The organism is Pseudomonas sp. AIG (genome assembly GCF_977020205.1).
The window spans coordinates 120,230-134,388 of the sequence record NZ_CDROCK010000012.1 but is presented as its reverse complement, the minus strand read 5'-3'; the positions used below and the strand labels follow the sequence as shown (position 1 = coordinate 134,388).

The 14,159-nt window shown below is 59.0% G+C and carries 12 protein-coding genes; 9 read left to right on the top strand and 3 right to left on the bottom strand.

What is annotated here, in order from left to right; genetic code table 11:
• Window positions 1-220 precede the first annotated feature (220 nt).
• Both clpA and clpS read right to left on the bottom strand, forming a co-directional pair.
• Entirely contained in the window at window positions 221-2,491 is a 2,271-nt protein-coding gene (gene clpA, locus ACWR1S_RS10320; protein ID WP_007920210.1) for an ATP-dependent Clp protease ATP-binding subunit ClpA, read from the bottom strand.
• 30 nt (window positions 2,492-2,521) lie between these two features.
• Window positions 2,522-2,905 carry an ATP-dependent Clp protease adapter ClpS gene (gene clpS, locus ACWR1S_RS10315; RefSeq protein WP_016987405.1) on the bottom strand — a complete coding sequence of 128 codons (384 nt, stop codon included), beginning with the start codon at window positions 2,903-2,905 and terminating at the stop codon, window positions 2,522-2,524.
• 224 nt (window positions 2,906-3,129) lie between these two features.
• Here clpS and ACWR1S_RS10310 point away from each other — a divergent pair, with 224 nt between their 5' ends.
• The gene (locus ACWR1S_RS10310; RefSeq protein WP_397481377.1) at window positions 3,130-3,441 is read left to right on the top strand and encodes a cold shock domain-containing protein; all 312 of its coding nucleotides are present in this window, start codon (window positions 3,130-3,132) and stop codon (window positions 3,439-3,441) included.
• An 81-nt stretch (window positions 3,442-3,522) separates the two neighbouring features.
• Here ACWR1S_RS10310 and icd read toward each other — a convergent pair whose 3' ends face one another.
• Complete coding sequence (gene icd / locus ACWR1S_RS10305; RefSeq protein WP_007920207.1) at window positions 3,523-4,779, bottom strand: NADP-dependent isocitrate dehydrogenase; 1,257 nt, start codon at window positions 4,777-4,779, stop codon at window positions 3,523-3,525.
• A gap of 481 nt (window positions 4,780-5,260) precedes the next feature.
• Between icd and ACWR1S_RS10300 the strand changes: the two genes are divergently transcribed.
• The 8 genes from ACWR1S_RS10300 (at window position 5,261) to ACWR1S_RS10265 (ending at window position 14,117) form a co-directional block, all read left to right on the top strand.
• Window positions 5,261-7,486, top strand: a complete 2,226-nt coding sequence (locus ACWR1S_RS10300; protein ID WP_454563396.1) for an NADP-dependent isocitrate dehydrogenase — start codon at window positions 5,261-5,263, stop codon at window positions 7,484-7,486.
• 213 nt (window positions 7,487-7,699) lie between these two features.
• Window positions 7,700-8,146, top strand: a complete 447-nt coding sequence (locus ACWR1S_RS10295) for an NUDIX hydrolase (RefSeq protein ID WP_454563395.1) — start codon at window positions 7,700-7,702, stop codon at window positions 8,144-8,146.
• Window positions 8,147-8,205: 59 nt separating this feature from the next.
• A complete protein-coding gene (mnmA, locus tag ACWR1S_RS10290; RefSeq protein WP_454563394.1) occupies window positions 8,206-9,330 on the top strand; it encodes a tRNA 2-thiouridine(34) synthase MnmA in 1,125 nt (374 codons plus the stop codon).
• Complete coding sequence (hflD, locus tag ACWR1S_RS10285; protein ID WP_454563393.1) at window positions 9,327-9,950, top strand: high frequency lysogenization protein HflD; 624 nt, start codon at window positions 9,327-9,329, stop codon at window positions 9,948-9,950. The genes mnmA and hflD overlap by 4 nt, the downstream gene beginning before the upstream one ends.
• A 127-nt stretch (window positions 9,951-10,077) precedes the next feature.
• Window positions 10,078-11,448 carry an adenylosuccinate lyase gene (gene purB, locus ACWR1S_RS10280; protein WP_003223822.1) on the top strand — a complete coding sequence of 457 codons (1,371 nt, stop codon included), beginning with the start codon at window positions 10,078-10,080 and terminating at the stop codon, window positions 11,446-11,448.
• A gap of 86 nt (window positions 11,449-11,534) precedes the next feature.
• The gene (locus ACWR1S_RS10275) at window positions 11,535-12,704 is read left to right on the top strand and encodes a ribosomal protein uL16 3-hydroxylase (RefSeq protein WP_454563392.1); all 1,170 of its coding nucleotides are present in this window, start codon (window positions 11,535-11,537) and stop codon (window positions 12,702-12,704) included.
• Window positions 12,697-13,122 carry a GNAT family N-acetyltransferase gene (locus tag ACWR1S_RS10270; RefSeq protein WP_454563391.1) on the top strand — a complete coding sequence of 142 codons (426 nt, stop codon included), beginning with the start codon at window positions 12,697-12,699 and terminating at the stop codon, window positions 13,120-13,122. Before ACWR1S_RS10275 ends, ACWR1S_RS10270 begins: the two co-directional genes overlap by 8 nt.
• Window positions 13,123-13,355: 233 nt before the next feature.
• Window positions 13,356-14,117 (top strand): secretin N-terminal domain-containing protein, encoded by a 762-nt coding sequence (locus ACWR1S_RS10265; protein ID WP_242207629.1) that lies wholly within the window; start codon window positions 13,356-13,358, stop codon window positions 14,115-14,117.
• The last annotated feature ends 42 nt before the right edge of the window (window positions 14,118-14,159 follow it).

The following is a 14,159-nucleotide window of genomic DNA, read 5'->3' as shown; positions in this document are numbered from 1 at the left end:
CTGCGCCCGGATCGATCCCGGAGCGAAGGAACCCCGAGCCCCAGCGAGCGGGCCGCACGTAGGAGCAAGCCTTTTTGGTTACTTTTTCGGCGTCTGGAAAAAGTGACCCGCCGTAAGGGCGGAACCCTAATCAGCAACACCCGCAGCAACGGATATACACACAAAAACACCAGACAACAAAAAGGCGCCCGAAGGCGCCTTCCCAATCAACATCAAGCCGTCAGGCCATTTCTGCAGTGGTCTCGAAGTCAAACGTCAACTCACCATCCTTGATGTCGATGTGCACCACACCGCCATGCTCGGCCAGCTCGCCAAACAGAATCTCCTCCGCCAACGGACGCTTGATCTTGTCCTGAATCAGACGCGCCATCGGACGTGCACCCATCGCCGAGTCATAACCACCCGCCGCCAGCCAACTACGCGCGGCATCAGTGACCTCAAGCAACACACGCTTGTCTTCCAGCTGCGCCTGGAGCTCGGTAAGGAACTTGTCCACCACACTTTTGATAACCTCATGACTGAGGCGACCAAACTGGATAATGGTGTCCAGACGGTTACGGAACTCCGGCGTGAAGCTCTTCTTGATCACTTCCATCGCATCAGACGAGTGGTCCTGATGGGTGAAACCGATCGAAGCACGCGCCGCCGTTTCGGCACCGGCGTTGGTGGTCATGATCACGATCACGTTGCGGAAATCCGCCTTGCGTCCGTTGTTGTCGGTCAGCGTACCGTGGTCCATCACCTGCAACAGCAGGTTGAAGACTTCCGGATGGGCCTTCTCGATTTCATCGAGCAGCAATACGCAGTGCGGCTGCTTGGTGATCGCTTCGGTCAACAGACCGCCCTGGTCGAAACCGACATAGCCCGGAGGCGCACCGATCAGACGCGATACGGTGTGACGCTCCATGTACTCGGACATGTCGAAGCGCACCAGCTCAATGCCCAGCGCCTTGGCCAACTGCCGCGCAGCTTCGGTTTTACCAACACCGGTCGGGCCTGCAAACAGGAACGAACCGACTGGCTTGTCAGGCGATTTAAGCCCGGCACGCGACAGCTTGATCGCGGTCGACAACGAATCGATCGCCGCGTCCTGACCAAACACCGTCAGCTTCAGGTCACGCTCCAGGTTACGCAGCAGTTCCTTGTCGGAGCTGGTGACGTGCTTCGGCGGAATCCGTGCGATTTTCGCCACGATGTCTTCGACGTGCGGCACTTCGATGCGCTTGGCGCGCTTCTCGACCGGTTGCAGGCGCTGATAGGCGCCCGCCTCGTCGATGACATCAATGGCTTTGTCCGGCATGTGCCGATCATTGATGTAGCGCGACGCCAGTTCAGCAGCGGCACGCAGTGCTTCGTCGCTGTATTCGATGTTGTGGTGCTGCTCGAAACGCCCTTTCAGGCCGCGCAGGATGCCGATGGTGTCTTCGACCGACGGTTCGACGACATCAACCTTCTGGAAACGACGCGCCAAGGCACGGTCTTTCTCGAAGATGCCGCGGAATTCCTGGAACGTGGTCGAACCGATGCAGCGAATGTCGCCAGACGACAGCAGCGGCTTGAGCAGATTCGAAGCGTCCATGACGCCGCCCGACGCAGCGCCCGCACCAATAATGGTGTGGATCTCGTCGATAAACAGAATGGCTTGCGGACGTTTCTTCAGTTCATTGAGCAGCGCTTTGAAACGCTTCTCGAAATCACCGCGATACTTGGTGCCCGCGAGCAGAGCACCGAGATCAAGCGAATAAACGACGCTACCCGCCAGCAGATCCGGCACCTGGTTGTCGACAATGCGCTTGGCCAGACCTTCGGCAATCGCGGTTTTACCCACGCCTGCTTCACCGACCAGCAGCGGATTGTTTTTGCGCCGACGCGCGAGAATCTGCGCGACACGCTCGACTTCCGATTCGCGGCCGACCAGTGGATCGATACGACCTTGGCGCGCGAGTTCGTTGAGATTGCTGGCATAAGCATCCAGAGGATTGCCTGAAGAAGAAGACTCACCGCCCTCGTCGTCCTGCATATCTTGTTCACCTTCAGAGTGATCGCCATGCCCCGGCACTTTGGAAATGCCGTGTGCGATGTAGTTGACGACATCGATGCGCGCAACGCTCTGCTGTTTCAGCAGGAACACTGCCTGACTCTCTTGCTCACTGAAGATGGCAACCAGCACGTTGGCGCCGGTTACTTCGCGTTTGCCCGAGCTCTGTACGTGGAAAACAGCACGTTGCAGTACACGCTGGAAGCCCAGGGTTGGCTGGGTTTCGCGATCTTCGTCATGAACGGGGATCAATGGCGTGGTGGAGTCGATGAACTCCTGCAGGTCGTGCTTGAGTTTGTCGAGGTTTGCGCCGCAGGCACGCAAAACGGTGGCGGCAGCCTCATTGTCCAATAGGGCCAGCAAAAGGTGTTCGACGGTCATGAATTCATGACGTTTCGAACGAGCCTCCTTGAAGGCTAGATTGAGGGTGACTTCGAGCTCGCGGTTTAACATAGCTTCACCTCATACCCAAGTGGTCGGCGATTAACCGTCCTTCTCGATTTCACAGAGTAGCGGATGCTGGCTTTCCCTGGCGTACTGGTTGACCTGCATGGCCTTTGTCTCGGCGATGTCGCGGGTAAACACTCCACATACTGCCCGTCCTTCTGTGTGAACGGCCAGCATGACCTTGGTCGCCAGCTCGCGATTCAGGTTAAAAAACACCTCGAGCACTTCGACGACGAAATCCATCGGTGTGTAGTCATCATTAAACAAAACCACCTTGTACATCGGCGGCGCCTGTAACGCAGGCTTTGCTTCCTGAACAGCAACGCCTGCCGAATCGTCGTCGTGCTCCTCTGGAAGATCCTTTTGGAGAAGCGGGCGATCCTGATTGAATGTTAGTCGAATCTGGCTGATTGCATGCATGGAAAGAAAGGTTCGTCAGTTGTGCAAATACAGTGGTGGGGGCGGCTGTCCACGTTTTCAACTCCGACTGCCCGGTCACCTTGACTATCGGGAAAACGGTGTTACAACCAATAGAACCCACAGTGGGTAAAAAAGATCCGCGGAGTCAATTCTTTTAACGAATTAGATTGCGGATGAATTGGATGATACTCCAGCGATGGAGTCTGTTGCAGAGGGATTTGAGCATGGCTGTCGGCAAGGTGAAATGGTTCAACAATGCCAAGGGATTCGGCTTTATCAATACCGACGCCCGCGAAGGCCGCGACGAGGACGGCAAAGAAATCGACTTCTTTGCCCATTACTCCGCCATTGAAATGGAGGGATATAAAACCCTCAAGGCAGGACAAGCCGTGGTTTTCAATATTGTTCAAGGCCCCAAAGGACTGCATGCGGTCGGCATCAATGCTGTCATCGAGAAACCATCCAGTGCCGCTGAAGGCGCTGCTGTCGGCGCCGCTGCTGCTGCCGCTGCCGCGACTGCCAAAGCGATGAGCTGACTGATTTACCTCTGAATACCGGCAATAAAAAACCGCCTGACTCAATTCATCGAGTCAGGCGGTTTTTATGTGCCCGCGTTTTTACATGTGCGAGATCAGCGCATCACCGAAGCCCGAAGACGACACCAGTTTGGCCCCGTCCATCAGACGTTCGAAGTCATAGGTCACAGTCTTGGCCGAAATAGCGCCGTTGGTGCCCTTGATAATCAGATCCGCCGCTTCCGTCCAGCCCATGTGCCGCAGCATCATCTCGGCCGAGAGAATCAGCGAACCCGGGTTGACCTGATCCTTGCCGGCGTACTTCGGCGCAGTACCGTGGGTCGCTTCGAACATCGCCACGGTGTCGGACAGGTTGGCGCCCGGCGCGATGCCGATACCGCCCACTTCCGCCGCCAGAGCGTCGGAGAGGTAGTCGCCGTTGAGGTTCAGGGTCGCGATCACATCGTATTCGGCCGGGCGCAGCAGGATCTGCTGGAGCATGGCGTCGGCGATGGCGTCTTTGACCACAACATTCTTGCCGGTTTTCGGGTTTTTGAACTGCATCCACGGGCCGCCGTCGAGCAGGGTCGCGCCGAATTCTTCGGCGGCCACTTCATAGGCCCACTCTTTGAAGGCACCTTCGGTGAACTTCATGATGTTGCCTTTGTGCACGATGGTCAGCGAATCGCGGTCGTTATCGACCACATATTGCAGGGCCTTGCGCGCTAGACGCTTGGTGCCTTCCAGGGAAACCGGCTTGACGCCGATGCCGCAGTTTTCGTCGAAACGGATCTTGGTGACGCCCATTTCTTCTTTAAGGAATTTGATGACTTTGGTGGCTTCCGGCGAACCGGCCTTCCACTCGATGCCGGCATAGATGTCTTCGGAGTTCTCGCGGAAGATGGTCATGTCGACGTCGCCAGGCTTTTTCACCGGGCTTGGCACGCCTTCGAACCAGCGCACCGGGCGCAGGCAGACGTAGAGGTCGAGTTGCTGACGCAGGGCCACGTTCAGCGAGCGGATGCCGCCACCGACTGGAGTGGTCAGCGGGCCTTTGATGGAAACCACGTAATCCTTGACTGCATCGAGGGTTTCCTGAGGCAGCCAGGTGTCCTGATCGTAAACCTGAGTGGCTTTTTCCCCGGCATAGACTTCCATCCAGGAAATCTTGCGCTTACCGCCGTATGCCTTTTGAACTGCAGCATCGACAACCTTGATCATCACCGGGCTGATGTCGACACCAATGCCGTCACCTTCGATGAAGGGGATGATCGGGTTATCAGGAACATTGAGAGAATGGTCTGCATTGACGGTGATTTTGTCGCCGACGGCTGGAACCTGAATCTTCTTGTAACCCATGCTGAACTCCATTGTTTGGATTGAACATCTGGCTTGGTTCGAGCGTAACCCAGTTAAATCAACACGCAAACCCTCTGTTCGTGGCGCGGCTACATCTCGTTTCGTACAAGCCTGAAAGCAAAGGGAAAAGCGCCAAACTCAAGCATTCGCAACGACTCTACGCCCCCCCCTGCCCTGCGACCTTTAGACCAATGGACGAGAATCGTTGCATATGAACCATCGGCAGATTGCCAGCTACCTATGTATAATGCCCGCCGCTGACCACAGGGTCACGACGGCTGGCCTCTCTAGAACGAGACTTTCCGCCTGATTGGTCGGGTTGTTACCGCAGCCTGACTGCTTGACGCTCTACTGATGCACCCAACATCACCGCGAAGAATCTCGACATTCGGTTCATGGATGACTTTGAACGAACGCGCTTACCCGGCGCCCCTCGAGTTTCTGCGCACGCTTTAGCAAAGAAGAGAGAGTTAATCCGAATATGCCCACCCGCTCGAAGATCATCTATACCTTCACCGACGAAGCTCCAGCCCTCGCCACCTATTCCCTGCTGCCGATCATCGAGGCCTACACCGCTTCGGCCGATATCGCCGTGGAAACCCGCGATATCTCTCTTGCAGCACGTATTCTGGCCAGCTTCCCCGAGCAACTGGGCGACAAAGCCGTAGCCGACCACCTCGCCGAACTGGGCGACCTGGCCGTTACGCCTGAAGCCAACATCATCAAGCTGCCGAACATCAGCGCTTCGGTGCCACAGCTGCAAGCCGCGATCAAAGAGCTGCAAGCTCAGGGTTACAACCTGCCGGACTACCCGGAAACCGTGACCAGCGACGCCGACAAAGACGCCAAGGCGCGTTACGACAAGGTCAAGGGCAGTGCCGTGAACCCGGTTCTGCGTGAAGGCAACTCCGACCGTCGCGCTCCGCTGTCGGTGAAGAACTATGCGCGCAAGCACCCGCACAAAATGGGCGCCTGGGCCAAAGACTCCAAGTCCCACGTCGCTCACATGAGCACCGGCGATTTCTACGGCAGCGAAAAAGCTGCCCTGATCGACGCCGCTGACGCCGTGAAGATCGAGCTGATCGCCAATGACGGTACCGCTACCGTTCTGAAAGAAAAAACCACCGTTCAGGCCGGCGAGATCCTCGACTGCGCCGTGATGAGCAAAAACGCCCTGCGCGCGTTCATCGCTGCTGAAATCGACAGCGCCAAGGCTCAAGGCGTGCTGCTCTCGGTGCACCTGAAAGCGACCATGATGAAGGTCTCCGACCCGATCATGTTCGGCCAGATCGTTGCCGAGTTCTATAAAGACGCGCTGACCAAGCACGCTGACGTGCTGGCTGAGATCGGCTTCAACCTGAACAACGGCATCGGCGATCTGTACGCGCGCATCAAGGCCCTGCCGGCTGAGCAGCAAGCTCAGATCGAAGCTGACATGGCAGCGGTCTACGCTGCTCGCCCATCGCTGGCGATGGTCAACTCCGACAAAGGCATCACCAACCTGCACGTGCCGAGCGACGTGATCGTCGACGCCTCGATGCCAGCAATGATCCGTGACTCCGGCAAGATGTGGGGCACCGACGGTCAGCTGCACGACACCAAGGCCGTGATCCCGGATCGTTGCTACGCAACCATCTACCAGGCCGTGATCGAAGACTGCAAAGCCAATGGCGCTTTCGACCCGACCACCATGGGCAGCGTGCCAAACGTTGGCCTGATGGCGAAGAAAGCCGAAGAGTACGGCTCGCACGACAAGACCTTCCAGATCAAGGCTGACGGCGTCGTTCGCGTCACCGACAGCAAAGGCACCCTGCTGATGGAACAGGCTGTTGAAGCCGGCGACATCTTCCGCATGTGCCAGACCAAAGACGCGCCGATCCAGGATTGGGTCAAACTGGCCGTCAACCGTGCTCGCGCCAGCAGCACCCCAGCGATTTTCTGGCTGGACCCAATGCGCGCTCACGACGGCGTAGTGATCGAAAAAGTTCAGGCGTACCTGAAGGATCACGACACCACCGGTCTGGACATCCAGATCATGGCGCCGGTCGACGCGATGAAGTACACCCTGCAGCGCACCCGCGAAGGCAAGGACACCATTTCGGTGACCGGCAACGTACTGCGCGACTACCTGACCGACCTGTTCCCGATCATGGAACTGGGCACCAGCGCCAAGATGCTGTCGATCGTGCCGCTGATGAACGGCGGTGGCCTGTTCGAAACCGGCGCCGGCGGTTCGGCGCCGAAGCACGTGCAGCAACTGGTTGAAGAGAACTTCCTGCGCTGGGATTCGCTGGGCGAGTTCCTCGCACTGGCAGCGTCCCTTGAGCACTTGGGTGTGAACTACAACAACCCGAAAGCGCTGGTGCTGTCGAAAACTCTGGACCAGGCCACTGGCCAGTTCCTCGACAACAACAAGTCGCCGTCGCGCAAAGTCGGCAACATCGACAACCGCGGCAGCCACTTCTACCTGGCGATGTACTGGGCTCAGGCTCTGGCCGCCCAGACTGAAGACGCTGCACTGCAAGCGCAGTTCGCGACGCTGGCAAAAACCCTGACCGAGAACGAAGCAACCATCGTTGCCGAGCTCAACGCCGTTCAGGGCAAGCCAGTCGACATCGGCGGTTACTACCACGCCAATGCCGAGCTGATCAGCAAGGCCATGCGCCCAAGCGCAACCCTCAACGCGGCGATTGCTGCGCTGGTTTAAGGTTGTAGTGGGAACATCACAAACCCCGGCCCCGTGCCGGGGTTTGTGTTTCTGAATACAACACAAATCCCCTGTAGGAGTGAGCCTGCTCCGGGCGGCGTTCCGACGATAGCGGTATACCATTCAACAATGATGGTGACTGACATTGCGCTATCGCGAGCAGGCTCACTCCTACAGGGATTGCATTTCAATCCCAGACTTGAGGAAGGTTTTATGGAATGGCTCCCCCACATCACCGTCGCCACCATCGTCGAGGACAACGGCCGCTTCCTGATGGTTGAAGAACACAAGGCCGGGCGCAACGTGCTGAATCAGCCCGCCGGCCACCTCGACCCGGACGAATCCCTGATCGAAGCCGCCGTGCGCGAAACCCTCGAAGAAACCGGCTGGGACGTCGAACCCACCGGCGTCATCGGCATTTACCTGTACACCGCGCCAAGCAACGGCGTGACCTACCAGCGCGTGTGCTTCAGCGCCAAAGCCGTCAAACACCATCCGGATTACCAGCTCGACGACGGCATCGTCGGCGCCAAGTGGCTGACCCGCGACGAATTAGTCGCCCAACGCGACAACTGGCGCAGCGAACTGATCATCCGTTGCATCGACGATTATCTGGCCGGTCATCACTACAGCCTCGAACTGATCCGTCCTTCTCTTTAGCCTTGAGGCCGCGAGCCTGCTAGAATCGCGTCCTTTTTCAAGACACTCATTGAATCCCTATGCGTGATCCAGCCCCTTCTGACACATCCAAGAAGCGCGTCATTGTCGGCATGTCCGGCGGCGTGGACTCTTCCGTTTCCGCTCTCCTGCTGATCGAGCAGGGCTTTGAAGTGGAAGGCCTGTTCATGAAGAACTGGGAAGAAGACGACGGAACGGAATACTGCACCGCCATGGACGATCTGGCGGATGCCCAGGCTGTCTGTGACAAGATCGGCATCAAGCTGCACACCGCCAACTTCGCCGCCGAGTACTGGGACAACGTGTTCGAGCACTTCCTCGCCGAATACAAGGCCGGTCGCACGCCGAACCCGGACATCCTGTGTAACCGCGAGATCAAGTTCAAGGCGTTCCTCGACTACGCCATGATGCTCGGCGCCGACCTGATCGCCACCGGTCACTACGTGCGCCGCCGCGACATCGATGGCCGCACCGAACTGCTCAAAGGCCTCGATCCGAACAAGGATCAGAGCTACTTCCTGCACGCCGTCGGCGGCGAACAGATCGCCAAGACCCTGTTCCCGGTCGGCGAACTGGAAAAACCGCAAGTCCGCGCCATTGCCGAGAAATACGAGCTGGCCACCGCCAAAAAGAAGGATTCCACCGGGATCTGCTTCATTGGCGAGCGGCGTTTCAGCGACTTCCTCAAGCAATACCTGCCGGCGCAACCGGGCGAGATCAAGACCACCGAAGGTGAAGTCATCGGCCGTCACCACGGCTTGATGTACCACACCATCGGTCAGCGTCAGGGCCTCGGTATTGGCGGCTTGAAGGACGCCGGTGATGAGCCGTGGTACGTGCTGCGCAAGGATCTGGACACCAACGAACTGATCGTCGGCCAGGGCAACAACCATCCGTGGCTGTTCTCCAGCGCCCTGCTCGCTTCGGAAATCTATTGGGTCAACCCGATCGACCTGAGCCAACCGCTGCGCCTGACCGCCAAGGTTCGCTATCGCCAGAGCGATCAAGCCTGCACCCTGGAAAAAACCGCCAGCGGCTACCGCGCCGTGTTCGACGAGCCGCAACGCGCGGTGACGCCGGGCCAATCGGTGGTGTTTTACGACGGTGAAATCTGCCTCGGTGGCGGCGTGATCGAAGTCGCCGAACCGTGGAGCGGCCAGGCATGAGCCCGACTCAGGAGCAACTGACGGCGCTCGGCGGTGTGTTTCTCGCCGCCGTGCTGGTTGACCGGATCGCCAAGACCGGGCAGACCAGCGAAGCCGGCCTGACCTGCATGCTCGGCAGCCTGTTGGTGCGCGACCCGAAAGACACGCTGGACGTGTACGGCGGCGATGACCTTAATCTGCGCGAAGGCTACCGCGCACTGATCGGCGCCCTCGAGCGCGATCCAAGCACGTTGCAGCGCGAGCCGTTGCGTTATGCGCTGTCGATGCTGGGTCTGGAGCGTCAACTGGCCAAGCGCAACGACATGCTCGACATCATCGGCAAGCGTTTGCCGCAGATCCAGTCGCAGGTCGAGCATTTCGGTCCGGCCCACGAAAACGTGGTCGCGGCTTGCGGCGCGTTGTACCAGGACACCCTGAGCACCTTGCGCCAACGCATTCAGGTGCATGGCGACATGCGCAACCTGCAGCAACCGAGCAATGCCTCGAAGATCCGCGCCCTGCTCCTCGCCGGCATTCGTTCGGCGCGTCTGTGGCGGCAGCTCGGCGGCCATCGCTGGCAGTTGGTGATCAGCCGGCGCAAGCTGCTCAAAGAGCTGTATCCGTTGATGCGCAGCGAGTAAAACGCCGCGCAATAAAAGCTTTGTAGTCTGTAACGCGTAATACGCCGGTCAGTTGGCAACGGACCGGCGGATTTTTTCATGTATGATACGCGCCCCATTTCGTTGCCCGACTGTCCGAGAACACCCCATGCAGCTTTCTTCGCTCACTGCGGTTTCCCCTGTTGACGGCCGCTACGCCGGCAAAACCCAGGCCCTGCGCCCGATTTTCAGCGAGTACGGCCTGATCCGTGCCCGCGTTCTGGTTGAAGTGCGCTGGCTCCAGCGCCTGGCCGCCCACGCGGGTATCCCTGAGGTGCCAGCCTTCTCCGCCGAGGCCAACGCCGTTCTCAATGAACTGGCTGAAAACTTCTCGCTGGAGCACGCCGAGCGCGTCAAAGAGATCGAGCGCACCACCAACCACGACGTCAAAGCGATCGAATACCTGCTCAAAGAGCAGGCGGCCAAGCTGCCGGAACTGGCCAAGGTCAGCGAGTTCATCCACTTTGCCTGCACCAGCGAAGACATCAACAACCTGTCCCACGCCCTGATGCTGCGCGAAGGCCGTGACGACGTGATGCTGCCGCTGATGCGCCAGACTGCCAACGCCATCCGCGAACTGGCCATCCGTTTCGCTGACGTGCCAATGCTGTCGCGCACCCACGGTCAGCCGGCCTCGCCGACCACTCTGGGTAAAGAGCTGGCGAACGTGGTTTACCGTCTCGAGCGTCAGATCGCTCAAGTCGCTGCCGTACCGCTGCTGGGCAAGATCAACGGCGCTGTCGGCAACTACAACGCGCACCTGTCGGCCTACCCGCAGATCGACTGGGAAGCCAATGCCCGCGCCTTCATCGAAGACGAGCTGGGCCTGGGCTTCAACCCGTACACCACGCAGATCGAACCGCACGACTACATCGCCGAACTGTTCGACGCGATCGCGCGTTTCAACACCATCCTGATCGACTTCGACCGTGACATCTGGGGCTACATTTCCCTGGGTTACTTCAAGCAGCGCACCATCGCTGGCGAAATCGGCTCGTCGACCATGCCGCACAAGGTCAACCCGATCGACTTCGAAAACTCCGAAGGCAACCTGGGTATCGCCAACGCACTGTTCCAGCACCTGGCGAGCAAGCTGCCGATCTCCCGCTGGCAGCGCGACCTGACCGACTCCACCGTACTGCGTAACCTCGGTGTCGGCTTCGCCCACAGCGTGATCGCCTACGAAGCCAGCCTCAAAGGCATCAGCAAACTGGAGCTCAACGAGCAGAAGATTGCCGCTGACCTCGACGCTTGCTGGGAAGTGCTGGCTGAGCCGATCCAGACCGTGATGCGCCGCTACAACATCGAAAACCCGTACGAGAAGCTGAAAGAACTGACGCGTGGCAAGGGCATCAGCCCGGAAGCGTTGCAGACTTTCATCGATGGCCTGGACATGCCTGCCGAAGCGAAAGCCGAGCTCAAGCAACTGACTCCGGCCAACTACATCGGCAACGCTGTAGCGCAAGCCAAACGCATCTGATCGACCGCTTGATCCGTTTGAGACGCCCGGCCGCGCCGGGCGTTTTTATTCCCGTCTGAAAAGTGCTTTTTTTCAATAGGTTACATATGAATTCCGATATTCCTCTTCAACTTCTGGGCGGCATCACGGCGCGCGAATTCCTGCGCGACTACTGGCAGAAAAAGCCATTGCTGATCCGCCAGGCGATTCCTGACTTCGAAAGCCCGATCGACGCCGACGAACTGGCCGGCCTGGCCCTGGAAGAAGAAGTCGAATCGCGCTTGGTGATCGAGCACGGCGAGCGTCCATGGGAACTGCGCCGCGGCCCGTTCGCTGAAGACGAGTTCAGCAAATTGCCGGAAAAAGAGTGGACCCTTCTCGTTCAAGCCGTTGACCAGTTCGTGCCGGAAGTCAGCGAGCTGCTGGAACACTTCCGCTTCCTGCCGAGCTGGCGCGTCGACGACGTGATGATCAGCTTCGCCGCCCCAGGTGGCAGCGTCGGTCCGCACTTCGACAACTACGACGTGTTCCTGCTGCAAGGCCACGGCAAGCGCAACTGGAAAATCGGCCAGATGTGCGATTCCGAGAGCCCGCTGCTGCAACACGCGGACCTGCGCATTCTCGCTGAATTCCACGAGACCGAAGAGTGGGTGCTGGAACCGGGCGACATGCTCTACCTGCCGCCACGTCTGGCCCACTGCGGTGTTGCGGTCGACAACTGCATGACTTACTCGGTCGGCTTCCGTGCACCGAGCGCTTCGGAAGTGCTGACTCACTTCACCGACTTCCTCAGCCAGTTCCTGACTGACGAAGAGCGCTACACCGATGCCGACGCACAGCCAGCAGCCGATCCGCACCAGATTCAACACGACGCACTGGATCGCCTGAAAGCGCTGCTCGCCGAGCACATGAGCGACGAGCGTCTGCTGCTGACCTGGTTCGGCCAGTACATGACCGAGCCGCGCTACCCGGAACTGGTGGCCGGCCCGGAAGAAATCGAGGAAGAAGATTTCCTCGCTGCGCTGCAGGATGGCGCCATTCTGATCCGCAATCCGAGCGCACGCCTGGCCTGGTCGGAAGTCGATGACGACCTGCTGCTGTTCGCCAGCGGCCAGAGCCGTTATCTGCCGGGCAAGCTGCGCGAACTGCTGAAGCTGATCTGCGCCGCCGACGCCCTGCACACCGACAACCTCGGTGAGTGGCTGAACGACGAAGACGCTTGCGGCCTGCTGTGCCAGTTGGTCAAGCAAGGGAGCCTGGGGTTCGCTGATGAATAAAATTCGCGTTCGTGTCGCAGACTGGCAGAAGGACATCGCCGAGATCCGGCGCATTCGTGAAACGGTGTTCATCGCCGAACAATCGGTGCCACCTGAGCTGGAATGGGACGCGGACGACGCGACCGCCGTGCATTTTCTGGCGTTTGAAGGCGACTTTCCGATTGGTACTGCGCGCCTGCTGCCTGATGGGCACATCGGCCGGGTTTCCGTGCTGAAAGACTGGCGCGGGATGAAGGTGGGTGATGCGCTGATGCAAGCGGTGATTGCTGAGGCCGAAGAACGTGGCTTGAAGCAGCAGATGCTCAGCGCTCAGGTGCAGGCCACGGCGTTCTATGAGCGCTTGGGGTTTAGCCTGGTCAGCGAGGAATTCCTTGAAGCCGGGATTCCGCATGTCGACATGGTTCGGCACTCGGGTTGAGCTCTGCCCTGATCGTTCCCACGCCCTGCGTGGGAATGCCTCTCGGGACGCTCCGCGTCCCTTGCGGCATGTGACGCAGAGCGTCACTGGCTGCATTCCCACGCAGAGCGTGGGAACGATCACGCCCCGACATCAACCGATGCCGGGGCGTTTTGCTGTCTACGATTCAACTTGCCCCACCCAGGGCCGACAAACTGGCAATATCAAGCCTTTCGAAAGCGGAGATAACGGACATGTCCCTACGCACCCTGCTCACCACCCTGCTGCTCGGTTGCAGTTTTACGGTGATGGCAGCCACAGAAATCGTGCCTCTCAATTACCGCACCAGCACCGACATGCTGCCGATGGCGCAAGACTTCCTCGGCAAGGACGGTCAGGTCAGTGCCTACGGCAATCAACTGATCATCAAGGCCGAACCGGACAAGATTCAGGAACTCAAGGCGCTGATCACCCAACTCGACACTGCGCCGAAACGCTTGCTGATCACCGTCGACACCAATGAAAACAATGGCCGTGGCGACGAAGGTTATTCGGTCAACGGCGCCCAACCGAACCAGACCCGCATCATCAGCCGCAGCACCGCCAGCCGCGACGGCGGCGTGCAGCAGGTGCAGGCCACCGACGGCATGCCGGCGCTGATTCAAGTCGGCCAGAGCGTGCCGATCACCAGCAGCCAGAGCAACTCCTACGGCGATTACAGCAGCCAGACGCAATACCGCAACGTCACCCAGGGTTTCTACGTCACCGCCAGCGTCACCGGCGACATCGTTCACCTGGCGATCAGTACCAACCGTGACCGCATGAGCCAGGAACGTCCCGATGTAGTGAACGTGCAAAGCACCGACACAACTGTCAGCGGCCGCCTCGGCGAATGGATCACCCTTGCCGGTGTGAATCGCCAGACACAGGCTGACAAACAGGGCCTGACCCGCAGCTACTCGACTCAAGGCCGGGATGACATGACCTTGCGGGTCAAAGTCGACGCCTTGGACTAAAGCACCAAAAACTGACTGATTAGTCGTATTAGACGAAAGATG

Coding starts and splice junctions, on each gene's coding strand:
- ACWR1S_RS10300 (WP_454563396.1), top strand. CDS start 5,261: ATGCCCACCCGCTCGAAGATCATCTATACCTTCACCGACGAAGCTCCA.
- purB (WP_003223822.1), top strand. CDS start 10,078: ATGCAGCTTTCTTCGCTCACTGCGGTTTCCCCTGTTGACGGCCGCTAC.
- hflD (WP_454563393.1), top strand. CDS start 9,327: ATGAGCCCGACTCAGGAGCAACTGACGGCGCTCGGCGGTGTGTTTCTC.
- clpA (WP_007920210.1), bottom strand. CDS start 2,491: ATGTTAAACCGCGAGCTCGAAGTCACCCTCAATCTAGCCTTCAAGGAG.
- ACWR1S_RS10270 (WP_454563391.1), top strand. CDS start 12,697: ATGAATAAAATTCGCGTTCGTGTCGCAGACTGGCAGAAGGACATCGCC.
- ACWR1S_RS10275 (WP_454563392.1), top strand. CDS start 11,535: ATGAATTCCGATATTCCTCTTCAACTTCTGGGCGGCATCACGGCGCGC.
- ACWR1S_RS10310 (WP_397481377.1), top strand. CDS start 3,130: ATGGCTGTCGGCAAGGTGAAATGGTTCAACAATGCCAAGGGATTCGGC.
- ACWR1S_RS10265 (WP_242207629.1), top strand. CDS start 13,356: ATGTCCCTACGCACCCTGCTCACCACCCTGCTGCTCGGTTGCAGTTTT.
- ACWR1S_RS10295 (WP_454563395.1), top strand. CDS start 7,700: ATGGAATGGCTCCCCCACATCACCGTCGCCACCATCGTCGAGGACAAC.
- clpS (WP_016987405.1), bottom strand. CDS start 2,905: ATGCATGCAATCAGCCAGATTCGACTAACATTCAATCAGGATCGCCCG.
- mnmA (WP_454563394.1), top strand. CDS start 8,206: ATGCGTGATCCAGCCCCTTCTGACACATCCAAGAAGCGCGTCATTGTC.
- icd (WP_007920207.1), bottom strand. CDS start 4,779: ATGGGTTACAAGAAGATTCAGGTTCCAGCCGTCGGCGACAAAATCACC.